Source organism: candidate division WOR-3 bacterium, from assembly GCA_039803545.1.
In the GTDB taxonomy this organism is placed as follows: domain Bacteria; phylum Hydrothermota; class Hydrothermia; order UBA1063; family UBA1063; genus UBA1063.
The window spans coordinates 553,833-578,167 of record JBDRYS010000001.1 but is presented as its reverse complement, the minus strand read 5'-3'; the positions used below and the strand labels follow the sequence as shown (position 1 = coordinate 578,167).

The following is a 24,335-nucleotide window of genomic DNA, read 5'->3' as shown; positions in this document are numbered from 1 at the left end:
ATGTCTCCTCACTTATAAAATTCTGGTCTCGGGATGTTTTCAAGCGTGCCGTGGGTTAATTCATGCTTTTTGAGGAGGGTTTCCAGATTTTCGTCAACCATTTGCTGGATGTACTCAACCTGGGATTCGTTAAGGTGTTTGAATCTACCCTGAAGCTTTAGGTATTCGATAACCGGGAGTTTCTTCGGTGGTAAGTAGTTTATTGTGTAATTTTTCCCATTTTCGACTTCGTACAATGGAAAAACGCCGGTTTGTGTCGCGAGTCGTGCCACTTGAATGCTTATATCTGATGGCATTTTCCACCCTGGGGGACATGGAGCGAAGATGTGGATGAATCTGAAACCTTTGATCTCTTTGGCTTTTTTCACCTTTCTTATGAAGTCCTCCGGGTATGCAACATTAACGGTTGCTAAATAAGGTATTTTGTGAGCAGCCAGGATCTCATCAATGTTTTTCTTTGGCTTGTCTTCTGGATGTTTTACAGGAGTTGTAGTCGTCCAGGCACCCCATGGGGTCGCACTGGACCTCTGAATTCCTGTGTTCATGTAAGCTTCATTATCGTAAACAAAATAGATTATATCTTCATTTCTCTCTGCAGCACCAGATATTGCCTGAATCCCAATATCGAAGGTCCCACCATCTCCCGCCCAGGCAAAAACCGTAGTGTCTTTAAAGCCTCTCATTGTCAAACCGGCTTTTAACCCTGTGGCGGAAATCGCCGCGGTTTCAAAGGCTGTATGGAAAACGGGTATTTTTAAAGCGTGATAAAGCACATCTCCGGAAATAATCGTCCAACAGCATGCAGGAATTGTTGCAACCGCGTTTTCTCCGATGGCTTTTAAAGCCAACCGCATTGCGAGAGCACCACCACAGCCCTGGCATGCGGCATGTCCACTGTATAACAATTCATCCTGTGGAATGTTCCAGTTTTTCATTATCATAGTTTTACCCCCTTCCAGATTATTTCTACCATATCTTCGCGATTTTTCATGTCGTGGTAGATATCGATGAAGTCCTTTACCGTAATGTCCCTTCCGCCTAATCCCGCAATGTAGCCATAAACTTGTGGCCTTTCTTTGAGTGGATAGAGTGCAGATTTAATTTCCTGGTAGAAAATTCCGTGATGGCCAAAGGAGATATTTCTGTCAAGAACTGCGACTTTCTTCCTGCCTTTAAGTACTTCTCGAACTTTATCGAATGGGAATGGCCTTATGACTCTGAGTTTTAAAAGGCCAACTTTCTCTCCCTGTTTCCTGAGTTCCTGAATGGCTACTCTTGCTGTCGATGTCGTAGCCCCAACGGTTACGATGACGTAGTCTGCATCGTCCATCATGTACTCTTCTACAAGTCCGTAAGTCCTACCAAACATCTCTCCAAAGAGTTTTCCTTCTTTTTCGAAGAGTGTTATGGCTTTTTCCATTGCTTTCTGCATTTTATACCGGAATTCCATGTAGGTGTCCGGAGCAGCAAGAGCACCATACCCAAAAGTCTTTCCAGGTTCTATTGCTACCATGGGTTTGTAGGGCGGAAGAAACTCATCCACCTTTTCCTGATCATAAATTTCAACGGGCTCTGACGTGTGGGAAAGGACAAAGGCGTCAAGGACCACCATACAGGGGAGATAGACCTGTTCTGCAACTTTGTATGCAAGGATTACGCTGTCAAAGGCTTCCTGGTTGGATTCCACATAAATTTGCATCCAGCCTGTATCTCTTTGCGAAAGTGAATCGTTTTGATCTGTCCAGATGGACCACGGAGGAGCCATTGCCCTGTTTATCTCTGCGAGTACTATGGGCAGCCTTGCTCCCGCTGCCCAATGGAGCATTTCGTGCATTAGTGCAAGGCCTTGAGCTGAAGTGGCTGTGAATGCCCTTGCTCCGGCAGCTGAGGCCGAGACGCAGGCAGACATGGCGGAGTGTTCAGATTCGACATTCACAAAAATGGCATCTAAAATGCCATCCGCCACCATTTCTGATAAGAGTTCCACTACCTGTGTCTGAGGTGTGATGGGATACGCAGAGATTACCTGGACCCTTGAAACCATCGCTCCATATGAGATTGCGTGGTTTCCTGTTAACACTTTTTTAATGGACATAAAGGTCCTCCCTTATTTTTCTGGAATAAGTTCAAGAACGCCCCTCGGGCATTCGTTTACACAAACGCCGCAACCTTTGCAGTAGTCGTAGTCAAAAGACGGAAAGTTGTCGATCCACTTAACGGCGTTGTCAGGACAAAATACGTAACAATTTCCACAGGAGTTGCAGGTTCCACAGGAAAAGCACCTCAGACCTTCTTTTATCGCGTCTTCAATGGTTTTTATTTCTTTGACCGCTGTTTCGTGGTTGAAATAGTCGGTAATAACTTCTTTAAAAGAGACAACCCGAGGGAGTTTTTCTTCCTGAAACTCTTTCCCTTCGTCCAAAGAGGTTATAAAATTCGCTACCGTCAGCCCGTTCTTTATGCTTCTTGAGATGTCTTGATCTTCTGCAACTATGAAAACCTTTTCGTCGTTGGTTTTTCCTACCTTTGGATCAACGACGTTTACCTCTGGGGCATCTTCTGCAGAAGTTACAATGTAATTGAATGAGGCTTTTAGCTCTGAAATGGAGGGCGGCTTATCGGCTATTAGTTCAATCTTTGCGTTAATCAATACTTGCTCTTCTTTTTGGAGAATTTCCCCTGGGATGCTCTCTTTTTCATCACTAAATAGGCTTTGTCCTTTAGCAAAAATTGTCACCTCGAAACCGTTTTCGCGGAGCCTGTATGCAGTGCCCATTAAAGAGGTTGATGTTCCAAGAACCGCTACTTTCGTTTTTTTCTGGCTTTTCACTTCGATTTTTTTCTTTTCTAATATGAGGTCTCCAAGGAATCTCTCGAGTTCCCTTATTGATATTTTTTCGTCGTATTTGTTCCTGTTGCAACCAGTTTCACATTTTGCTGGGCAAAGTCTTCCCGTTATGCTTGGGAATGGATTCCACTTTAAAATCTCTAACGCTGCCTTTTCCGGCTCTTTTTTTGTAAGATAATCTATAAACTTGGGGATTCTTATTTTTAAGGGGCATGCATTTTCGCAGGGTGCACTGCGTTCACCTACGACAGGTCTTACGTTCTTCCAGCTCCCCGTTTTTCGGACAAGGGTAATACCTTGGGAAACCGGGGCTTCTGGAAGATCGTTTATGGAGTTAACTTTAATGGGTTTAACGTCCATGAAGCCTCCTTATTTTCTAATCTTAGTCAAATTGTATGCTTCTTCGCATGCCTTTTGATTAGCTTCAGGCTTTATAGGTACTTCCTCGGGTATCGATTCTAATATGGCTTGGAGTGGGATCAAAGATTCCAGAACCCTCGAAAATGCACCGAGTATTGCGGTATTTACTATAGGTTGGGCCTTAGAACCGAGTCCATATTTTAGGGCTATTGCTGTGGCGTCTACGGTAGCAACTCTAAATTTGTCAGGGATGTCAAGTTTTTCTGGGTCTTCAGGAGTATTAACTATAATCCAACCGCCTTCTTTAAGGCCTGCAAAGGTATCTGGAATTGTAAGAAGAGTAGGGTCAAGAACGATTATGTGATCTGGTTCATAAATATTTGACCGAACCGGTAGCTCATCTTCTTTTTCGGCTATCCTTGTGAAAGCTACTACAGGGGCTCCTCTTCTTTCCACCCCGAATTGGGGAAAGGATTGAGCGTACTTACCAACCCTGAAAGCTGCATCAGCGATGATTTTTGAAGCTATGACTGCGCCCTGTCCACCCCTTCCATGGGTCCGTATTTCAACCATCGAGCCCTCCTTGATTTAAAAATAGTTTAATCCCAAAACGTTGTGTATTCAATTGATTGAGGTGTATACCTATCTGCAGCAAAAAGTAGCACTTTATAAGTTTATTTTTTTCGCGTATTTGGGTTTATAATCATTGCAAGTAACAAAGGAGTAGAAATGGTTGAAATTAGGTGGCATGGAAGAGGGGGATTAGGAGCCAAGACGGCAGCTTTGCTTTTTGGGGAGGCCATGATGCATGCAGGTATGTATGTTCAGGCGTTCCCCGAATACGGTCCAGAAAGAAGAGGAGCACCAGTAACTGCTTATAATCGCATTGATACTAAGCCTATTAGAATTCACTATGGTGTTCAAAATCCCCAGGCGGTTTGCGTGCTGGATCCCACATTACTCGCTACTGACCAAGTTAAAGAGGGAACTGATGAGAATACTGTTTTTATTGTGAATTCCTCTTTGGATCCTAAGGTTATCAAGGAAAAGTATGGTCTTCCAGGCAAGGTTTACACGGTGGATGCCTCAGGTATCTCGGAAGAAATTCTCGGTCGAAATCTCCCTAATACACCAATGCTTGGCGCTTTGATGCGGGTGTTAAATCTTATGGATTTTGAAAAATTTATTGAAGCTGTTGAATCGAGATTAAAGATGAAGTATAAACCTCAGGTGGTAGAAGGTAATATAAAGGCCATACGTAAGGCCTATCAGGAGGTCAAGGGGTTATGAAAAAGAAAGGATGGAAAGAATTACCGGAGGGTGGAATTATTAAAAACGTTCCGACATCCCAGGAGCTAAAAACAGGTAGCTGGAGAACGCAAAAACCTGTCTGGGATCCCAACAAATGCACAAATTGTTTTCTGTGCTGGTTGTATTGTCCCGATTCTGCCATAATCTTGAGAGAAGTAAATGGCGAGCCTAAGGTTTCAGGAATTAATTATGACTACTGCAAGGGGTGCGGAATTTGTGCAGAGGTATGTCCGCCAAAGGTGAAGGCCATCCATATGGAAAAGGAGGAGTTGTAAATGTCTGAGATTTTGAAAACAAGACAGGCTTTAACTGGGAATGAAGCTTTCGCTTATGCTATGAAGCAGATTAATCCTGATGTAGTTGCTGCTTATCCCATTACTCCTGCTACTGAAATTGTGCAAATTTTCTCAAAATATGTGGCAGATGGCGAAGTAGATACTGAATTCGTTGCCGTGGAATCTGAACATTCTGCCATGTCTGCGTGTATAGGTGCTTCAGCCGCGGGCGCAAGGGTTATGACCGGTACATCCTCACAGGGATTAGCTTTAATGCATGAGATGTTGTATATTGCATCAGCTCTTAGGTTACCTATAGTTCTTGCAGAAGTGAATAGGGCCCTTTCTGCACCGATCAACATTCACTGTGATCACTCAGATACCATGGGTTCAAGAGATTCTGGGTGGATTCAGATTTACTGCGAAAATGCGAATGAAGGTTATCACTCGCTGATTCAGGCTGTTAAAATTGCAGAGACAGTGAATTTGCCGGTAATGGTAACCCTCGATGGTTTCATTATCAGTCATGGTATGGAAGTTGTAGAAACCCTTGATACCGATGCGGTAAGACAGTACCTTGGTAAGCGTAAGCCTATGTACAATGTTCTTGACTATGAAAACCCAATAATGGTAGGTCCTCTTGACCTTCCCGATTACTATTTCGAACACAAAAGACAACAGATAGAGGCTATGAGAAAGGCAAAAGCGGTAATTGAAGAAGTTGTTACGGATTATAACAAGCGTTTTGGTTTTGACTTTCCTGTTTTTGCTGAGGCTTACAGGATGGAAGATGCGGAGTATGCCATTTTGGTAATGAGCTCGGCGGCAGGAACTATGAAAGAAGCTGTGGATATAATGAGAGAGAAAGGGAAGAAAGTGGGGTTGGTAAGGCTAAAGGTCTTCAGACCGTTCCCCTTCGAAGTGCTCCAGGAACTCTTTAAGAATGTTAAGGCAATTGGTGTTATGGACAGGGCAGATTCTGTAAATACGATGGGTGGGCCTGTTTTCAACGAGGTAAGGTCGGCTCTTTATGACCTCAATTCAAGACCAAGGATAATGAATTTTGTGTTTGGACTCGGGGGTAGGGATTTTCCTCTAAGTGATGCCCTTTATATAATCAATCGGGTTAAGGAACTCAAAGAGGGTAAGTCTTTAGATTTTGTTGAATATGTGGGTGTGAGAGAATAGGAGGTAGAAAATGGCTGATAATTTTTCTATCAGTTTGAAGGAACTCGCTAAGAGGAATAAAGGACTTGCATCAGGTCACAGAGCTTGTGCAGGGTGCCCATTTCCCGCAATTATAAGGATGACTTTAAGTGCTTCCGATTACCCTGTGGTTGTTGCTAATGCTACGGGGTGTATGGAAGTTACGACTTCTATTTTCCCCTTTGGTGCCTGGCCTGTCCCCTGGATTCACAGTGCTTTTGAGAATGCGGCGGCTACAATTTCAGGTGTAGAAGCTGCCTACAAGGCCCTTGTAAGGAGAGGTGAAATTCCATCTGACAAGAAGGTAAAATTTATTGCCTTTGGGGGCGACGGTGGTACCTATGATATCGGACTTCAGGCTTTATCGGGTGCAGTAGAGAGGGGGCACAATTTCCTCTATATTCTTTACGACAATGAAGGTTACATGAATACAGGGATACAGAGATCAAGTTCAACACCTTACGGTGCAAGCACTACCACCTCCCCTGCAGGAAAGGTGTTACCTGGGAAACTGCAGCATAAGAAACCTATTGTAGATATAATGGCAGCTCATGGTATGCCTTATGTCGCACAGGCATCGGTTAGTCACTGGAATGACTATGTGAAAAAGGTACGGAAGGCACTTTCAATCGAGGGACCAACTTTTATCGCCGTTTATTCGCCCTGTGTACCGGGCTGGGGCTACCCAGAAAATAAGAGTATTGAAGTTGCAAAAATTGCCGTGGAAACAGGCTTCTGGCCTCTTTACGAGGTTGAAAACGGTTATTACAAGATAAACTACAGGCCGAGAAATCCTCTTCCAATTGAGGAATTTTTGAAGTCCCAGGTTAGGTTTGCTCATCTCTTAAATCATCCGGAAGCTATTGAAGAGATCAAGAAGTTTATTGAACAAAGGTGGAAGTTCCTTGAGTTCATGGAAAAAAGAAGGGAAATTGAAGGGATAAAGGAAGATGTTTAAAAAGATTCTTGTACCCATAGATTTTAGTGATGCATCGAAGGCCGCTTTAAACTATGCTGTAGAGCTGACTCAGGGGAAAAAGCAAATAGTGTTAATACACGTTTTCCCAGCTAAAATAAGAGAGATGATTGCTTTTCATGATGTCCCTGAAAGGGTAAAGGCCCTTGAAGCGGAGGTAGAGGAGCTCAGGAAAAAGGCGGCCTCGGAACTTGAGAAGATAACAGAATCCCTTAACGAAAGGGGAATCCATGCGAAGTATATCTTCATTGAGGGAGAACCTGCCCAGACAGTTGTTGAAGAGTCTTCAAAGGGATACGACCTTGTAGTAGTTGGGATTCCTTCAAAGAAAACTCATGTTGCAAACACTTGCTACAACATTATAAAAGGCGTCAAGACAAACTGTTTAGTTGTTAAAGAAGAAAAAGCCAAATTTTCTTTGAAGAAGGTACTTTTCGCAGCAGATTTTTCAGAAGCCTCCAAAAAGGCTTTTAACGAATTTGCCATTGGATTCAAAAAAGAATTTAGTGTTGAAATGGCGGTCCTCAATGTATTCGAGCTTTATCCTTTGCCATATTTAGAGCAAGGGATTACCTGGATGCTTGGTGACCTTGAACAGGTTAAAAAGAACCTGGAAAAGAGATTGGTGTCAGAGTACGGTGCAAAGGATGTCTCATATTACGTGATTGAAGGTGCCGACGCGGGAATCGAGATTGTTGATTTTGCGGAGAAAGGGAAATATAATTTAATAATACTTGCAAGGGAAGAAAAAGATTGGATGGAAAAGGCTTTTTTAGGCTCTGTTTCAGCAAAAGTAGTAAGATTAGCGAAAATACCGGTACTTATCTATCAAACTAACTTTAAAGGTTAATGATAAGCGGGTGTAGCTCAGGTGGTAGAGCATCAGCTTCCCAAGCTGAGGGTCGCGGGTTCGAGTCCCGTCACCCGCTTTTTTTGATGGAGGAAAGGCCTTGAGTCTTATTGAAGAGATTTCACAGCATTACAATATTTCTCTTGACTTAGCAAAGGTTTTGGTGGAGAAAGGTGTAAGGAATCTGGATCTTGCTGAAGCGACCTTCAATCCCATCCTTGAAAATCTGCAACCTCCTTCCACTCTTCCTAATTTAATACCTGCTGTAGAAAGAATACTTAAGGCTGTAGGAAAAGGCGAGAGTATAGTGATTTTTGGACACGAGGATGCCGATGGTATAACTTCAACAGCAATTATGGTAAAAACTTTAAGGGCCCTCGGCTCTAATCCTTCACATTACATTCCTTCTAAAAAGAACGAAGCATATGGTCTAACAAAATCAGCAATCGATTACATAAAAGAAAAGTATAATCCGACACTTTTAATTACCGTTGATTCGTGCACTTCCTGTTTTGAGGGCGTTGAATATTGCAAGGAACAGGGTATAGATGTAATAGTTACAGACCATCACGAGATTAAAGAAACACTTCCTGATACACTGGTGATTAATCCCAAAATCGGAGGTGATTCCTTCCCTTATCTTGCAGGATGTGGAGTGGCCTTTAAAGTAGCTTGGGAACTACTTTCATTAAAATTCGGATGGGACCTAAGCCGCATAAGAGATGAAATGCCAGACCTATTCATCTTTGCTGCAATAGGGACCTTAGCGGATCGTGTTCCACTCTTCTGCGAAAATAGGATCCTTTACGAGGAAGGTAAAAAGGCCTTCGAGTGGTACCGAATGAATTTCGTTAAGGCCTTTGAAGAAATAAGAAGGCAAAATGGCTATTCTAATGAAAGGCCCACAATGGAAGAGCTTATTCCCATCATTTCCTCGGGCAAGTCAGTAAATGGTGAGAATTCAGGTGTGCATCTATTGTTGTCTGAAGATGTCGCCTCCGCAGAAGAGCTTTTAAAACCGCTTTGGGAGGCATCTACTAATTGGCAACTGAAGGCTCAAGCATATTTAGAGAAGGCAAAGAGTTTGATAAAAGTTGTTAGAGATTATATTGCTATTGACCTTAAAGATGCAGAACCCCAGTATATTGGTTATGTAGCGAGTCAGTTGAAAGATGCTTTTAATGTGCCCGTGATTGTGATGGGTAGAAGGGAAGACGGAATAGTTGTAGCTGAAGTGAGAGCGCCCTATGGATTTAATTCCCTTGATATGCTTAATTATCTGAGTGACCTTTTTATTGATTATGGAGGTCACAAGCCAGCCAGCGGATTCAGCATGTATGAAAGAGATATTCCCGAGCTTTTCGAGCAGCTTGAAAGTTATTTTAAATTACATCCTTTTGAAAATGTTGAGCTTTTTTACGACCTTTCTTATGATAAGGTCGATGGTAACCTTTTAGAGGAGTTAAACAGGCTCGGTAATGTAGGGGTTGAAATAAGGGTGCTTTTTAACTCCATTAAAATTGGTGAACTACGCGAAGCTCTGAGAAAGTACACCATTGTCGATCCAGAAAATCTCCTGGACCTTTACCACGGAGACACAAGGGTCAAGGCTTTACTGATTACTTCACCTAATGGGTTTAAGGTCGATAAATTAATCCTGGCTTAGCTTTTTAATGTGATCATATCCGAGCCCTGAAATTTCAAAAAATTGACCATTTAGCTTTCCGTAGACTTTTCCTGAACCTTCCTTCACTTCTCCTATCTTTGTTACTTCTGGAGATTCAATTTCATTTTTGCAGGAAAAGCAAACTTCGTATTCCTCCCCACTGGAAACCAGATTCAAATAAAAGTCTTTGCGGTTTTTGTAATAGTTCAACTCCTCAACATATGGTATCTTATCCAGTTCAATTATAATATCGACCCCTGATGCTTCAGCCACGCGTTTGAGATCAATACCCAATCCATCTGAAATATCAATAGCGCCACCCAAAAGGTATTCGTTTTTAATTTTTCTTATTTCTTTAATTCGAGGGGTAGGGTAAGACACTTTCTCACGTAATTTGCTAAAAATTTCTGAGTTTCGATCGGGATTTTTGAGCTCTTCGAAGAAGTAAAAGACCCTTCCTATATCTCCAGTGATGTAAACCTTGTCTCCCGGTCTAAAACCATTTCTTCTTAGAATGTAATTCCTTTCTACAATGCCTATGACTGTGGTTGTTATTCTCCAGCGATTACCGTGGACAATATTCCCACCTCCTATTGAAAAGTGAAATTTGGTCTGTAGGGCACTTATGCCTTTATATATCGATTCAATCTTTTCCGTTTGGGGAGCAGGTATTTCTAAATCTATAAGTATGGTAACCGGTTCTCCACCCATTGCAGCGATGTCAGATAGTGCACCCGCCACGGCCCTGTAACCTATTTCTTCGAAGGTAAGAATTTCTTCGGTGAAGTGAACGTTTTCAAGACTGGTGTCTACCGTTACCAAATATGCTCTATCATCGTACCCAGGAATTGCAAGAGTATCGTCTCCATTGGGAACGATTAGATTGCTTTCGTTACCCCAGTATTTTGAAAGGATCTTAAGCAATTTGTCTTCATTCATGTTGCTCTGGCTTCTGGTAGAGCTTGTAAATTAACTCCAACTTGTCTAAAAACGCCTTTGCGACATCCGGGTCAAATTGTTGACCTTTCATGTCCTTTATGTAATCTGCAGCATCATCAAAGGTCCAGGCGGACTTGTAGGGTCTCTCGGAGACGAGGGCATCAAAGACATCTGCAACTTGAACAATTCTTGCTTCTAACGGAATTTTATCACCCGAAAGACCGTAAGGGTATCCAGTTCCGTCAAAGCGTTCATGATGGAAAAGGGCAATATTTTTCGCCATTTTGAAAAGCGGATATTTAGATTCTCCAATAATTTGTGCCCCAAAGATAACATGTTTTTTCATTAATTCCCATTCTTGAGGGTTAAGCCTGTCGGGTTTATTTAAAATGTAATCGGGGATCGCAACTTTTCCTATATCGTGCATTGGACTTGCGTATAGGATCAACTCGGAGAATTCCCGGCTGGTTTGCAAAGTTCTTGCAATCAAAAAGGACACCTTCGAAATCCTTTTAATATGATCACCGGTGACCTTATCTTTGAATTCCGCAGCGGTCGAAAGCATATATATTGATTCCAATTGTACCTCTTTGAGTTCCTCCATAAGTCTTGCATTCTGAAGGGCGGCAGCTGCTTGGGAAGCGAAAAATTTCATCAATTCTATCGTTTCTTCCTTAAAAGGTACAATCTTATCACCTTCTCGTGCATTTATGAGTTGTAAAACCCCGACTATCTCACCTGTGGAGGAAACGAGGGGCATTGTTAATGAGGATTCTACGGCATAATCAACTCCTGAGAGTGCTACAAGGTCAAAGGCGAATCCCCTTTCATGGGCACTTTTTCTATCTGGAAAATGCAAAATTTCCTTTGTTAGTGCGGAATATCCTGATAGGCTGCTTTTAGAAAGGGGAATTTTTTTAACCGAAAAGAGGTCAGTAATGTCGTCAGCAAAAAATTGCTGCTTTAAAACTTTGTTTTTCGAGACCTTGAATATGAGGTGATTGTCTTTTAAGGTGTAAATCGTTCCTCCATCACATTTCGCAAGCTCAATAGCCTCATCAACTATCCTCTCTAATAATTTGTTGATATCTGGTTGGGAAGAAAGCGATATGCCAATATCGTACAAAATTTTATAAATTCCAGAGTTGTCCATGTACTTAAATTTAACGTATGCGGTTTGGTTTTTCAAACTCAGCGAATTATCATTAATTTGATGGAAGTTCTCAAAGAAAAATATGACGTAATTGTTGTCGGCGCTGGACATGCGGGTATCGAAGCTGCCCTTGCCGCAGCAAGAATGGGTGGTAAAGTCTTAGTTGTTACGATAAATATTGATCAGATTGGTCAGATGTCCTGCAATCCAGCCATAGGAGGCCTTGCAAAGTCGCACCTTGTAAAAGAGGTGGATGCCCTTGGTGGGGAAATCGGTGTCGCTGCGGATGAAACAGCGATTCAGGTTAAACTCCTTAATACTTCCAAAGGCCCTGCGGTTTGGTCATTGAGAAGTCAGAACGACCGAAAAAAATATAGAGAGAGAATGAAGCGTGTTTTGGAAAATGAGAAAAACATAACCATTGTTCAGGATGAGGTTACCGAGATTTTAGTTGAGGGGAGGAAAGTAAAAGGTGTTAGGACAAAATCGGGCATGGAATATTATGCCCACTCGGTTGTTATAACAACTGGAACCTTTTTAAATGGTTTGATACATGTAGGACTTGTCTCTTTTCCTGCAGGGAGGGCAGGAGAGTTCCCCTCCATTGAGCTTTCAAATAGTTTAAGAAATCTTGGGTTTAAACTTGGCAGGTTTAAAACAGGGACCTCTCCAAGGATTGATATCCGAAGTGTAGACCTTTCAAAGATGGAGATCCAGGAAGGGGATGTCCCTCCCCGAGGATTTTCCTTCAGAAATCCGATTCTCAATATTGATCAGTTGCCGTGTTTCGTGACGAGAACCACTCCTGAGACCCACAAAATAATAATGGAATCTTTAGCCTTCTCACCTTTATACACAGGTAAAATTGTCGGAATAGGCCCCCGGTATTGCCCATCCATTGAAGTCAAAGTCGTGCAATTTGCAGATCGCGAATCCCACAGAGTGATTCTCGAACCTGATGGACGGGATACCTTTGAGTATTATTTGAATGGTGTTTCTACATCAATTCCTGTAGAATATCAATTGAGAATGTTGAAGAGCATTCCAGGCCTTGAAAATGTGAAAGTGCTAAGATGGGGCTATGCTATCGAATACGATTATGTTTTGCCTCATCAACTTTATTCTACCTTAGAGTCGAAGCTTATAGAAAATCTCTTTTTTGCAGGTCAGATAAATGGAACCTCAGGTTATGAAGAGGCAGCTGCACAGGGTATAGTTGCCGGCATAAACGCTTTGTTGAAGATAGATGGTAAAGATTTTGTCCTATCGAGATCCGAAGCGTACATTGGAGTTTTAATTGACGATCTTGTAACCAAAGGGACTGATGAACCCTACAGACTCTTTACATCCCGTGCAGAATTTAGATTGGTTCTTAGAATGGATAACGCCTGCGACAGGCTTATGAAGTATGGATATCGTTTCGGCCTCATTAAAGATTCTGAATACCAGCAGTTTTTAAGGCAAAGGGAGACCTGGCTTGGCCTCATTGAAAGATTAAAAAGCATTATATTGAGACCTAAAGAATTTAACCAAAGGCTTGAAAGCCTCGGAAAGCCTGCTTTGGAGAATTCACTTTCCGCCTATGAACTCCTGAAGAGACCTGAATATAGCTATGATGACCTTGTGAAACTCGGTGTTGTGGAGGACTACCCTTATTACATTAAAGAAAGGGTTGAGACAGAAATAAAGTATGAGGGGTACATTAAACGAATGGAGAAGGAGATTGAAAGATTTCAAGAACTTGAAAGATTTAAAATCCCGGAGGATTTTGACTACGACCAGATTCCTGGAATTTCTAAGGAGGCCTTGACAAAGCTTAAGGCGATTAAACCACAGAATCTTGCACAGGCTTCCAGAATTTCAGGAGTTAATCCATCAGACATAATGGTTTTGTACTACTACTTTGAAAATTTGAAAAGTAAGAAAGGATGAAAGACCCCTTAAAGTATGCCTTTACCCTTTTGAAATTCCGATTCAGGAGCGAAAATGAGCTGAGAAAACGAATGAAACAAAAAGGTTTTACCGACGAAGAAATTGAATCTACCGTGAATTATTTAAGGGACAAAGGGCTGTTGAACGAGCGGCTCCTCGCCGAAGAATTGACAGAAAAGTATCAGTCTAAAGGGGTATCACCCAGAAAGATTGAGAGAATTTTAAGGGGTTTAGGTGTAAAGGGCGAAGTAATTGATGAGACACTTCCGGTTCTGGAGATTAATGAAGATGCTTTAATTAAAGTAGTCGAGAAGATAACCCGTGGTTCTAAGAAACTTGATCAGAGAACTTTAAGACGAATTTTGAACAAATTTGCATACCTTGGCTACACACCACAAGAAACCTTCGAGTTTTTGAAGAGGCAGGGTTTCGACTTAAATTTCTCTGATTTCTCGCAGTAAGAAGATAGCACCCACCACAGCGGCGAAGTGATGGGTGAAAAACCTCCAGACAATAACAAATATGCCGAGGATTTCTTGATTCATAAAATCTTTAAAAATAAAATATCCAACACTCTCTGCTATCCCTGTTCCCCCAGGTGTCGGCGTCCATAAAAGTCCTCCTTGAATTAAGGATTGAAAAGAGAAGGCCCTACCAAAATCTATAGGTGAATTAAAGGAATAGGAGAGAAAAAACGGAATGAGGCAGATGGAAAGGTGGGACGCAAAGGATGATAACATCGCCAGAAGAAGGATTTTCTTGTCCGAACTCTTGACAAAGGCAATGGTTGTTTCTCTGAGGGAAAAAATTTCCTTAATAATTCTCTCGCTTTTTATGATTTTTTTGAGTAAATTAGGCAAAAACAAAGCAACAGAATAGAGGAGAAAAATTCCTGCAACCAGTATAGTAGCATAAATGATAATTCCTCTAACAATTCCTGAGGGTGGGGGCCATATGTATTTTAATGAAATTAACACGGCAATTAAAATGGTTAAGTAGCCAATAAAGCCTCGTGCTGCCAAAAGCGCTGTGGACCTTCCCAACCCAATTTTTCTTTTGTTTAAAAGCATAATTTGAACGGGTAAACCAGCGACTTGAAATGGCGAAACTGCTGCCAGGAAGATGCCGACGGTTATAACTTTTATTGCGGTAAGCAAGTTAAGTTTGTGCTCTCCAATGCTTAAACTGGCAAGGGCAAATCTCAGGCCGTCAAAGAATACATAGGAAATCCAGGCTAATAGAGCTAAAAATAAATAGGAAGGCTGTGCGCTTTTTAAAGCCTCAAAAGTTTCCTTAGAGGTCGTTTTTAGGAGGATGATTAGCAAAACCAAAACGATAAGACTTGCTGAAATAATCAAATTCTTCTTTGATAACCCCGGTATTTTCACGAAAATATTATACTCTCGAGATGGCGGTATTCCAAAGAAAGCTTTTAATATTCAAACAGCGGCTAATTGCAATAGGCCCCCCTTAAGGAAAGACGAAAGCTTGACAGAAATTTAAAAAATCTGTATAATCTAAACCGTCTCAAACTTATATCTTGAGTCCCGGATCTAAGTTTGAGGCTAAAGGAGGTTATATGTCAAGGTTAAAGGTACTTATAATAATGGGTGTAGTCTTGTTGTTGTCGAGCTGTATTAAGTTGCCCGATAACACGCCAGAACTTAAAGAGTTGCGGCTCTTGGGTGACGCTGTCCCTCAATCGGATTTCCAGTCCACCGGAAAATTCAATCTTAATGTTATAGCGCTGGATAATGAAGACAATGTGATAAGGCTCTCTGATAATCAAGCTCATGTTATTTTAGATTCAGTTAAACCTTCGATTGGTTCTTATAAAATCCAGCTTGTTGATGTTACCTACGTCCAGCCGAGTTCTACCGGGAAAATAAAAGTGGCCTTGTTACTCGATTCCAGTGGCAGTATGGAATGGAATGATCCAAATAGGGTAAGAGTTACGGCTTCAAAGGATTTTATAAGACTGCTTTTATCGAATAATAACTTACACAAGGCCGGAATCTTCGATTTTGCAGGAAGTAGTGGGGACGCCAATGGTGATGGGATAGATGACTACTATTTGAGAGTTCTGCAGGATTTTGTTTATGTTTCAGATACTACTGGCCTCTTTACTGCCGCCGATAGTGCAACTGAATTAGGTGGGACTCCCCTGTATTTGTCTCTCTGGTATCTTCTCGATTATGTATACAATAGAAGAGAGTCGGGATATGGTCACGCAATTCTTGTGCTGACAGACGGTGAAGATAATGAAAGTGACCCAATTACCAGTGATAGCGTAATAAACAAGGCGAAAAACTATGGAATTCCTATATATGCGGTGGGACTTGGAGATACCGGTAGTGTTGATTTTACTGAATTAAAGCGGGTTGCAAATTCTACAGGCGGTGTTTTCGCTAATGCAGTTGAGGCAAATGCTCTCGAAACCGTTTTCAATTCGATGGGATTTGGCTTATCGCAAGGATATAGCAAGGTGATTGCTAAGATAACTCCCATCCCTGGTACGGGCTCTTCAATATTTGGGAAGATTAAAATTACTTCTGGTGGAAATACGTTGACTAAGATATGGCAATTTGTTGCACCATAAACTTAATATCAACTAAAAAACAAAGGGGAGGGGTTAACCCCTCCCCTTCTATTTTCCACCAAGAATTTTTTATTGTTTCGCTAAGTAATTCTGTATACCCATCTGTTTGATTTGATCAAGTTGCTCTTCTATTTCGTCAATATGGTTTTCCTCGTCGTTTAAAATTGACTCTAACAAGGTCTTTGTCCCATTGTCACCAAGATCTGCACAGAGCTTAACAGCTTTGTTATAGGCCTCGATAGCATCATATTCTGCTTGCCAGTCATTTTTGAACATCTCCTCCACTGTAGAGCCTATCATTACCTTTTTCAATTTTGTAACTGTCGGATTTCCTTCGAGGAAAAGGATTCTCTTTATAAGCATTTCCATATGTTTCATTTCTACTTTTGCTCTATCTTCGATCATCTTGTTTAGTTTCTCGTAGCCCCAGCTTTCACACATTTCAGCATGTACAATATACTGATTTATGGCCGTTATTTCATCGGCCAGTAAATCATTTAGTACTTCCAGTATTTTCTCATTTCCCTTCATTGCTCACCTCCTGTAAAAAGTTTAAGGATTTGGAGCTGGATTTGCAAACATTTTAAAGACTGATGGTTGTAGTTTAATATATTTCTACAGTAAAATGGACCGCGTATCAAAAGTCAAACTTCTCATCGAATCAGCTAAGTATGACTTATGTGGTGACTGTTTCCTTTCAGAAGATGTAAAGAGAGTAAAAGACATATCCCACTCTAAATGGATTTACCCTGAACTTCTACCCGATGGTAAAAAAGTTCGGCTTTTAAAGGTTCTATACTCCAACTACTGCGAAAACGATTGTGCCTATTGTTCTATATCCAAATTTATGAACATAAGGAGAGTTTCTTTTACTCCCCAGGAACTGGCTGACGTTTTCATTAATCTTTATCATAGAGGAATTGTGAGCGGTTTGTTCCTTTCTTCAGGGGTCAAAAGAGATCCTGAAAGGACTATGCAGGAACTCATTGATACCGTTTGGCTTTTAAGAAATAAATATCACTTCAAAGGTTTCATCCACCTGAAAATCCTGCCCGGGGTTTCCATTCAGAGTGTTGAAGAAGCAGTAAAGTTGGCGTCGAGGGTTTCTGTTAATTTAGAAGCACCGGACGATGTTTACTTAAAGAGAGTCTCGTCAAAAAAAGACCTTGCAAAGGATCTATTAGAGAAGCTCAGCAAAATTTCCGCTATAAAAGAGAGTCACCCTGATATTTTGAAGGATGGGTTCACAACCCAGTTTGTTGTTGGAGCTGCAGGAGAAAATGACCTTCAAATTTTTAAAAGGGTTTATGATCTTTATAGAAATCTTAGGCTTTCAAGGGCTTATTATAGCGCTTTCCAGCCCGTTCCAGGAACTCCGCTGGAAAACAAGCCACCTACAAATATAACAAGAGAAGTAAGACTTTACCAAGTAGATTATTTATTGAGGAGGTACGGGTTTAACCTTGAAGAAATTGTTTTCGATGAGGCGGGGTTTCTGCCATTAACGAAGGATCCAAAGGAATTGTGGGCTTTGCAACATATTGATTTCTTTCCTGTAGAAATCACTAAGGCTGACTATTTTGAACTTTTAAGGATCCCTGGAATTGGCCCAAAGACTGCAAGGTGGATACTAAAAGTGAAGGAAAACCTTTCTGTCCATTCGCTGCTTAATGCTTTAAAGGTTTACCCAAACCTGAGGAAGGCTTTGCCTTATATCACTGTTAAAGGCAAAAGACCTGCCAGGATAGCCTTACAGGGTGCGCTTTTCCAAAGTGAAACTCAGGAGGTTTAAATATGTGGCCTTTGATCCTTGTAATACTCATTCAAAATAGTTCATTATTAAAGAAGGCTGATGAAATGAGAGTAGGTGAGTGGGCTAAATTTATTTGGGAGTATTCTGCTCCTGTGGACCGAGCCAATTTTAATGAAGAAAACTTTTTAAAGCACCTTTTAGCGATAAAAGTAAACATGGAGAGGCTCCCCTGGGGGAAAAATTTGACAAAGGAGCTTATTTATCCTTATGTTATACCGCCACGGGTTTCCCAAGAACCTCTGGAAAACTTTACCTGGCTTTACAGAGATACTCTCTATAATCTGGTAAAAGATTGTAGCTCCATAGAAGAGGCAATTCTGAAGGTTAACGAATGGTGTTTTATTCACATGGAGTACAAACCTACCGATCCATGGGATCAATCGGCAACAGCAACTCTGAAAAGGGGATTTGGAAGATGCGAGGAAATGACGATCCTTTTTATGAAGGCTCTGAGAACAGTGGCAATTCCCGTTCGTTATGTTTATACGCCCTGGTGGCCCTTCACCGAGTCTAACCATGCATGGGTAGAGGTCTGGACTGAAAAGGGGTGGAAGTTTCTTGGATCGGCAGAGCCAACGGACCTGAATTTTGCCTGGTTTCGAGAACCTTCTAAGAAGGCGGGAATCGTACTTGCTGTTGCCTTTGGCAATATCAAAGGCTCTACTGATGAAATTATAAGAAGGTACAGAAATTACACGGTGTTGAACATAACAAAGAATTACACAAATCCTTTTGTTTTGAAAGTAAGGGTTTTTGATGGCGGTAGACTCGCAAAGGATGTTTCATTCTCCATTAATGTGTGGAACTATTCTGCCTTTGTACCCGTTTGGGCCTGCAGTTTAAGTAAAGGTGTTGGATCTTTTGCTCTCGGTAGAACCGATTTTCTTCTCTATGCTCAAAAAGGTGATAAAAGGGCTTTTTACTTTTTGAGACCCACGAGAGATACCGTTGAAGTTAAATTAAAACTCGGCAAAAATTTAGAACTTGATACATTGTTTACGATGCGGACAGTTCGGACTCTTCCAGATACTGAGAGGCCTAAGTATTCACCGGATTTAGAGCATCTTCAGCAGGCGCGTGCGGAGTATTTCGAAAAGCTGGAGTTTCCATTCAGGGACTCAATAAACGACACAATTTTAATCAAGATTTTCACCGAATCAAGGGGAAACTGGCCTGCATTGTGGAATTTTTACAAAAATCACGGCAATTTGGCGTCTGTTTTTAAGGTTTATCTATCAAGATTTGAATCTAAGGACCTTGTAATGCTTGATACCGTTGGGCTTTGTGATGAACTCTGCTATATGGATAGCGCTTTAAAATTGTCAAGGGCGCCACAAGTTCTTGTGGACAGCTTTGTTATCCCGCCCAGGATTTATTACGAAGAATTTGGATTTTATAGGAAAGCATTGTACAGCAGGTTTAAAGCAATGTATGATGAAGAGTCTTTTGATAATAAGTTGCTGAGTTGGGTTAAGAAAAACATCAGGAGGGTTAATTCAAAGGAGTTTTACAAGCCTTTTCAGAGCCCAGTTCAGACGCTATTGCTTAAGCAGGGGAGTGACAGGGAAATATATGTGTTTATTTCTGCCGTCTTTAGAACCTTTGGCATCCCTGCAAAGCTAACCGATGATTTAAACGGAGTACAATATTATGTCAATGGGTGGAAAGTTTTTACCTTTGAAGGCAAGACCCCTAAAAAACTTGAGACTGGAAAGATAAAGTTGACCTTTTCCAGAGACGGCATTGATGTGACAAAGGAATTGCAGTACTACTACAACTTTTCTATCCAGAAATTTAAAGATTATCCTGTGAGGCTTGATGTTGAAGGAAGTAATGAAGATTCAGCTGTGTTTTTTGAGCTTGTCCCAGGTGAATATTATTTGATGTACGGTTTTAGGAATGCATTGGGTGATGTTTTTGGCAAAAGCCGGAAATTTAATGTCAAGAAAGATAGTACTCAGTCGATTTTTCTTGATGTCTCCTTCCCCTTGGAATGGCTAAAAGAGGGAGACTTAGTCGTCAGGACCGTAAACCTTGATAGGCTTAAAGAGTTACTTGAGGGTTACGAACTCGAAAGGGGAAATTATTTGATCGCATGGGTTAATCTTGCATCTGAAGCCTCTAAGTCTTCATTAAATTCCGCTGTGACAGAACTTCGAAACTTTACAGGAAGACTGGTGATAATGACTTCGGACACACTTTCTGCTATCTCGTACCTGAAGGATAAAAATCTCTACGGTGATGTGTTCAAAATCGATTCTGAAGAGTTGAGCAAAGCGGGATTTATGAAGGAACCTTCTTTTATCCTCCTCCTTAATGGAAGAGTTGCATTTTTTGTAGAAGGCTTAACGTTGAACTTGGGAGACCTAATTAGAAAATTTACTCCGAGATAAAGAAAATCCACTTTTCTAAAGGTGTAGAATTCGCTTTTTCTTGCCAATCTTTGTCCGTCATCCTTTCTTTCATCGGCTGTTTGAACTCATAGTAGGAAAACATCGCACCTCTATAGGTCTTCCCCTTTCCCTTAACATAAATTTCCAGTGGATACCCTATTGCCACTTCAAGAACTTGTCCTGAATTTACATCAGTGTGTACATCGGCAACTAATGGTAATAGTGCATCTTCTTCATTCTGAGCAAAGGAGGATGGGAAGGTGTAAATTCTGTCCAGTATCTCGCCGAAGGAGTAGAGATACTTGGCTTTATCTAAGGGTAAGGGTTTGTTAGAGGACTGTAATTCGCAAGCTTCCAAGATATTCTGTGTCAGTTCCTTTAACTCGTCTATTTTCTCAAGAATAGTTTCATTTTCAAAGCCATAGGTGGTGAGCTTGTTTTTGAAGGAATCTAAGAAGCTCAGGATTTCGCGATAGCTCTTTGGCAAGGGCTCTACCTTTACATCTGGGATAAGAGGCTCGGGTCTAAAGGCCGTCACCTTTGCTGTATAACTTTGCTTTGCGTAAAGAATTGTATCATGCCTGAGTTCTGCCCAAAATCCCTGCTGAGTTACTAAAAGTTTATCCCGATAAGCAACGGCATTCACATTTAAAGAAGCAGGGAAATGAGGTGTCTCATTCATCGTTTTTATTATGTATAGCCAGTGCCAGTAGGCATTTTTATGCCACTCCTCAATTTTGATGGCCTTAGACCATTTTTCGAGGCTGTCCAGCATCTTTGTATAATTTGCATATTGGTTCTCTTTGTAATAGTTTATGAGTATATCCTTTGCTCTGTCATTCCCGAGAACAGCTAATAGGTCCAATCCCCTCGGGAAGAGGCGTGGCTTTGCTCTTGTTCCGACCTTGGAATAAACAAGATTTTGAAAGATATAGGCATCGGGAATGAATCTCTGAGACATGAATTTACAAGAGAGGAGGACCGCTTCTGGTTTGTCAACATCTCTGAACCATGTCGAATAAATTGAAGGTTTTCTGAGAGTGGAAGCCAACTTCATAAATTCTAAAATCTGAGAATCATCGGAAAACCCTACTGGGAACCCAGGAAACTGTTTATATACAAAGGGTGTTAACTCGATGAAATTCAGGTCATCGCTTTCTCCCACAAGATAGGATGTCATTTCGTAAATGCGACTGTAAAGTTTTTGAACTTCCGAATCCTGAGAGATAACCCATGCCATCAAAATTGCACACCTTGTCAGGAAAAGGTTACGCTTAAAGTTTTCTTTGTCTATGGAAATGTAGAAGGGCATTCTTCCAAGCCACATCATACTGAGGAAATATCTTTTGAGGGTATCACTTCTTGTATAGTGTCCACGAGGAATGTATTGGGAGTAATCCTCAAGAACCTTTAATACCTTTGAGGTGTCAAATCCGGAATGTTCAAAAATTAAGTTTAGTTCCGCTTCAACAATTTCTTTCACGTCATTATCTACCTTAAATTCTGGGTCCAAGAGCTTGTTGGCAACTTCAATGTAGGCGAGGTTTGTCATCGAGGCTTCTTTAATTTCCCGATTTTTTGCCTCTTTAAGTTCTCGGAACCTTGCATCTAATTTGTAGAGTATTGTTTTTAAATCCGCATAAAATTGCTCTGTTTCAAGGGTTCTAAGAGTGAAATCATAAATTAGGTGGACGCCGTGGAGAAGGGGATCGATAGTGATATACATTGGCTCATTTTTATCTTTGATTCGTTTGTAAATTGTGGTGAAATGATTCTCGTTGCTCTTTACTGCTACGAATCCCTTTTCTTTCAGGATGGCCTCCCTTTTACTATCATTGTTGCCTAAAATTAAGGATGCGAAAACAATTATTGCCAGCATAGTGGATAAATTATAATGCTGTTTTTTCGTCAATTAATTTTTGCTCATGCAAGCGGGAAGCTTTAATATTTCTGCATGTTGTTGACCCTTGTACTTGTTTCATACATCTTTAATGCCCGGTATTTTACAAATTTTCACAATGCCTTTTCTTTTGTAAAGGTTGAGGACACGATTTACGCTGCGACGGTTGGTGGGGTTGTAAGTTTTTCCCCCTCGAGTATAAAACTAAATGAATCAACTTTCGATTTTCCTTATAGAGTCTTTACCACCGTTGACGGGCTTCGTCGGAATTATATTTTAGATATCGATGCTGATAGTGGAGGTAATTTGTGGGTTGCTGTGAAGGATGTGGGGATTCAGGTTAAAAGGAGAAATTCAGACAAATTTGAAACCTATGAATTGCCAATTGTCACTTTGAGAAAGGCTAAAATTCTAAAGTACTACGGAGAAGATTATTATTTGATCGGCACGAATTATGGACTTTTAGTTCTTAAAACCAATAGCAACTTTGATCCTTCCGATGACCGGATCTATCCACCTTTGTTAATTCGTGACACCGTTAAGTTTATTTCTAAGGGAAAGAACTTTGCTTACATCGTGACTCCATCTAACATATATGGATGGACACCTGATAGTACTTTCAGGGTAAGTGTGCCTCTGAATTTCGGTGAATTCGGAATTGTGCAGGAATTAAACGAAGGAATTCTTTATTCTTCAGGCATGAAAGTGATTTTCAATTCGGCGGAGACAACTTTAGTTTACGATGCTGGGACAATTTATACTTCAACTAAGAAAGATGAGAAAATTTACATTGGAACTAGTTGGGGAACTTATGTTTTCGAAAATAGACGACTCAGAAAAATTTTGAACTATCCTTCTGCCTGCATTATTCCCGTCGGAGATTCTGAGGTTGTATTTACTTTCTTTTCCTCAAATCGCGAGTTCTCTTATTATGGGCCTCCCTGGAGACTTTTTGACGGAAGTAAGGTCTACCAATTTAGAAGTCCTGTTCTTTTCAATTTGATTACAGCTTTAAAGGTAAAAAATGGAATTTACGCCGCCGGTATTCTTGCCTGGACCTCCGATACCCTTTCTTTACCCTCGAAACTTCTTATTTTTGACGGAAATGAGTTTTATAATGGCGAAAGTTTGAGGACCATAAATCACGCGATCAGAACCTTAGACATAGATGATTCTGGTAACGTTTGGGTTGGTCTTTATTCGGACAACAGCCCGGGGATTTTCATATTTGATAAGTTTGGAAGGCTCACTCACATTATTAACGATTTGCCAACAACAATTATATGCCATATTTCAATTGCAAAGGATACGGTCGTAGCGCTGTGGTTAAACGGTATATACAGGATTCACAAAAAAGGTTCAGAGTTTTCGGCAGAGGAAGTCTATAGAGTTGATTATCCATTTTACATAGAACAGCCAGGTGATGGCTCTTATCTTATTGGAACAGAAAATGAAGGACTTATAGTAATCGACACCCTTGGAACGGAATTATTGAGGCTTACACCTTCAGAACTTGGTTCTTCATTAGTGAGCGTTGCCAAAAAGAAGGGCGAAAAAATATACTTGGGTACCAGTAACGGTTTGTTGGTCTATCAAAGTCAGAATATTAAGAAAATTGCTAATGGTTATGTGAGGGACATGGAATTTTATAAAAATTTTGTGGTGGCTTTGACCGACTCTGCAATTCTTTTAATAAGTAATGATTCGGTTTTATACTCCTTTAGAGATTTAAACTCACCTTTTACGCCTATAGATGAGCCATACTACCAGGTTAGGGATGTTCTCGAAATTTTGGGTGATGGCACAATCGTGGCTGGAGGCGAAGAGGGTATTCTCGAAATTAAAGTTCTGTTTCCAGAACTGCGAAAGAAGACTTTCCGCGTTTTTCCAAATCCCGCGAGAGTTGGAGATAGAGTCTATGTAGGAACAGTAGAGGAGCCTTCAGTTTATGACCTAACCATGAGAAGACTACCCTATAAGGCTCAAAAAGAAGGTGATCTTTTTTATTTTGACACTTCTGGATGGGCAAAAGGAATTTATTTGATCGTTTCTGACGAAAAGGAGCCTGCTAAGATTCTTTTAAGGTAGTTTTTATCCTCTGTGTTTCTTGAGTG

Annotated in this window: 21 protein-coding genes and 1 tRNA gene; 13 read left to right on the top strand and 9 right to left on the bottom strand. The window is 40.9% G+C overall.

The features are described 5' to 3' along the window. Positions 1–8 precede the first annotated feature (8 nt). The 4 genes from ABIM45_02610 to ABIM45_02595 are packed head-to-tail and all read right to left on the bottom strand — an operon-like array spanning position 9 to position 3,781. Positions 9–935, bottom strand: coding sequence for a 3-methyl-2-oxobutanoate dehydrogenase subunit beta (locus ABIM45_02610; protein ID MEO0238802.1), 927 nt, complete (start codon positions 933–935; stop codon positions 9–11). A 2-nt stretch (positions 936–937) separates the two neighbouring features. Continuing rightward, positions 938–2,095, bottom strand: coding sequence for a transketolase C-terminal domain-containing protein (locus ABIM45_02605; protein MEO0238801.1), 1,158 nt, complete (start codon positions 2,093–2,095; stop codon positions 938–940). A 12-nt stretch (positions 2,096–2,107) separates the two neighbouring features. After that, on the bottom strand, positions 2,108–3,208 hold the full coding sequence (locus ABIM45_02600) for a 4Fe-4S binding protein (protein MEO0238800.1): 1,101 nt from the start codon (positions 3,206–3,208) through the stop codon (positions 2,108–2,110). A gap of 9 nt (positions 3,209–3,217) precedes the next feature. Further along, positions 3,218–3,781 carry a 2-oxoacid:acceptor oxidoreductase family protein gene (locus tag ABIM45_02595; protein ID MEO0238799.1) on the bottom strand — a complete coding sequence of 188 codons (564 nt, stop codon included), beginning with the start codon at positions 3,779–3,781 and terminating at the stop codon, positions 3,218–3,220. Positions 3,782–3,937: 156 nt separating this feature from the next. Between ABIM45_02595 and ABIM45_02590 the strand changes: the two genes are divergently transcribed. The 7 genes from ABIM45_02590 to ABIM45_02560 all read left to right on the top strand — a co-directional run bounded on the left by ABIM45_02590 (position 3,938) and on the right by ABIM45_02560 (position 9,492). Further along, positions 3,938–4,498 (top strand): 2-oxoacid:acceptor oxidoreductase family protein, encoded by a 561-nt coding sequence (locus ABIM45_02590; GenBank protein MEO0238798.1) that lies wholly within the window; start codon positions 3,938–3,940, stop codon positions 4,496–4,498. Then, complete coding sequence (locus tag ABIM45_02585) at positions 4,495–4,794, top strand: 4Fe-4S binding protein (GenBank protein ID MEO0238797.1); 300 nt, start codon at positions 4,495–4,497, stop codon at positions 4,792–4,794. The genes ABIM45_02590 and ABIM45_02585 overlap by 4 nt, the downstream gene beginning before the upstream one ends. Then, positions 4,795–5,982, top strand: coding sequence for a pyruvate ferredoxin oxidoreductase (gene porA / locus ABIM45_02580; protein MEO0238796.1), 1,188 nt, complete (start codon positions 4,795–4,797; stop codon positions 5,980–5,982). 10 nt (positions 5,983–5,992) lie between these two features. After that, the gene (locus ABIM45_02575) at positions 5,993–6,958 is read left to right on the top strand and encodes a thiamine pyrophosphate-dependent enzyme (GenBank protein MEO0238795.1); all 966 of its coding nucleotides are present in this window, start codon (positions 5,993–5,995) and stop codon (positions 6,956–6,958) included. Next, entirely contained in the window at positions 6,951–7,826 is an 876-nt protein-coding gene (locus tag ABIM45_02570) for a universal stress protein (protein ID MEO0238794.1), read from the top strand. The genes ABIM45_02575 and ABIM45_02570 overlap by 8 nt, the downstream gene beginning before the upstream one ends. Positions 7,827–7,832: 6 nt before the next feature. Then, a tRNA-Gly gene (locus ABIM45_02565) sits at positions 7,833–7,905 on the top strand. 21 nt (positions 7,906–7,926) lie between these two features. Continuing rightward, positions 7,927–9,492 (top strand): DHH family phosphoesterase, encoded by a 1,566-nt coding sequence (locus ABIM45_02560; protein ID MEO0238793.1) that lies wholly within the window; start codon positions 7,927–7,929, stop codon positions 9,490–9,492. On the opposite strand, the gene thiL is transcribed toward ABIM45_02560, so the two are convergent. Together thiL and ABIM45_02550 are read right to left on the bottom strand one after the other, a co-directional pair. After that, positions 9,478–10,431, bottom strand: coding sequence for a thiamine-phosphate kinase (gene thiL / locus ABIM45_02555; protein ID MEO0238792.1), 954 nt, complete (start codon positions 10,429–10,431; stop codon positions 9,478–9,480). The genes ABIM45_02560 and thiL overlap by 15 nt on opposite strands. Then, entirely contained in the window at positions 10,424–11,620 is a 1,197-nt protein-coding gene (locus ABIM45_02550) for an HD domain-containing phosphohydrolase (protein ID MEO0238791.1), read from the bottom strand. The genes thiL and ABIM45_02550 overlap by 8 nt, the downstream gene beginning before the upstream one ends. Positions 11,621–11,644: 24 nt before the next feature. Between ABIM45_02550 and mnmG the strand changes: the two genes are divergently transcribed. Together mnmG and ABIM45_02540 are read left to right on the top strand one after the other, a co-directional pair. Further along, a complete protein-coding gene (mnmG, locus tag ABIM45_02545) occupies positions 11,645–13,516 on the top strand; it encodes a tRNA uridine-5-carboxymethylaminomethyl(34) synthesis enzyme MnmG (GenBank protein ID MEO0238790.1) in 1,872 nt (623 codons plus the stop codon). Then, positions 13,513–13,977 (top strand): regulatory protein RecX, encoded by a 465-nt coding sequence (locus ABIM45_02540; protein MEO0238789.1) that lies wholly within the window; start codon positions 13,513–13,515, stop codon positions 13,975–13,977. The genes mnmG and ABIM45_02540 overlap by 4 nt, the downstream gene beginning before the upstream one ends. On the opposite strand, the gene ABIM45_02535 is transcribed toward ABIM45_02540, so the two are convergent. Further along, positions 13,951–14,904 (bottom strand): lysylphosphatidylglycerol synthase transmembrane domain-containing protein, encoded by a 954-nt coding sequence (locus ABIM45_02535; protein MEO0238788.1) that lies wholly within the window; start codon positions 14,902–14,904, stop codon positions 13,951–13,953. The genes ABIM45_02540 and ABIM45_02535 overlap by 27 nt on opposite strands. Before the next feature lie 191 nt (positions 14,905–15,095). Here ABIM45_02535 and ABIM45_02530 point away from each other — a divergent pair, with 191 nt between their 5' ends. After that, positions 15,096–16,115 (top strand): vWA domain-containing protein, encoded by a 1,020-nt coding sequence (locus ABIM45_02530; GenBank protein MEO0238787.1) that lies wholly within the window; start codon positions 15,096–15,098, stop codon positions 16,113–16,115. A 69-nt stretch (positions 16,116–16,184) separates the two neighbouring features. On the opposite strand, the gene bfr is transcribed toward ABIM45_02530, so the two are convergent. Further along, a complete protein-coding gene (gene bfr, locus ABIM45_02525; protein ID MEO0238786.1) occupies positions 16,185–16,646 on the bottom strand; it encodes a bacterioferritin in 462 nt (153 codons plus the stop codon). Positions 16,647–16,740: 94 nt separating this feature from the next. Between bfr and ABIM45_02520 the strand changes: the two genes are divergently transcribed. Both ABIM45_02520 and ABIM45_02515 read left to right on the top strand, forming a co-directional pair. After that, positions 16,741–17,907, top strand: a complete 1,167-nt coding sequence (locus ABIM45_02520; protein MEO0238785.1) for a radical SAM protein — start codon at positions 16,741–16,743, stop codon at positions 17,905–17,907. Positions 17,908–17,909: 2 nt separating this feature from the next. Further along, complete coding sequence (locus ABIM45_02515; protein MEO0238784.1) at positions 17,910–20,321, top strand: transglutaminase-like domain-containing protein; 2,412 nt, start codon at positions 17,910–17,912, stop codon at positions 20,319–20,321. On the opposite strand, the gene ABIM45_02510 is transcribed toward ABIM45_02515, so the two are convergent. Further along, entirely contained in the window at positions 20,308–22,200 is a 1,893-nt protein-coding gene (locus tag ABIM45_02510) for a DUF3160 domain-containing protein (GenBank protein ID MEO0238783.1), read from the bottom strand. The genes ABIM45_02515 and ABIM45_02510 overlap by 14 nt on opposite strands. A gap of 75 nt (positions 22,201–22,275) precedes the next feature. Between ABIM45_02510 and ABIM45_02505 the strand changes: the two genes are divergently transcribed. Continuing rightward, positions 22,276–24,309 (top strand): hypothetical protein, encoded by a 2,034-nt coding sequence (locus tag ABIM45_02505; GenBank protein MEO0238782.1) that lies wholly within the window; start codon positions 22,276–22,278, stop codon positions 24,307–24,309. Positions 24,310–24,335 lie beyond the last annotated feature (26 nt).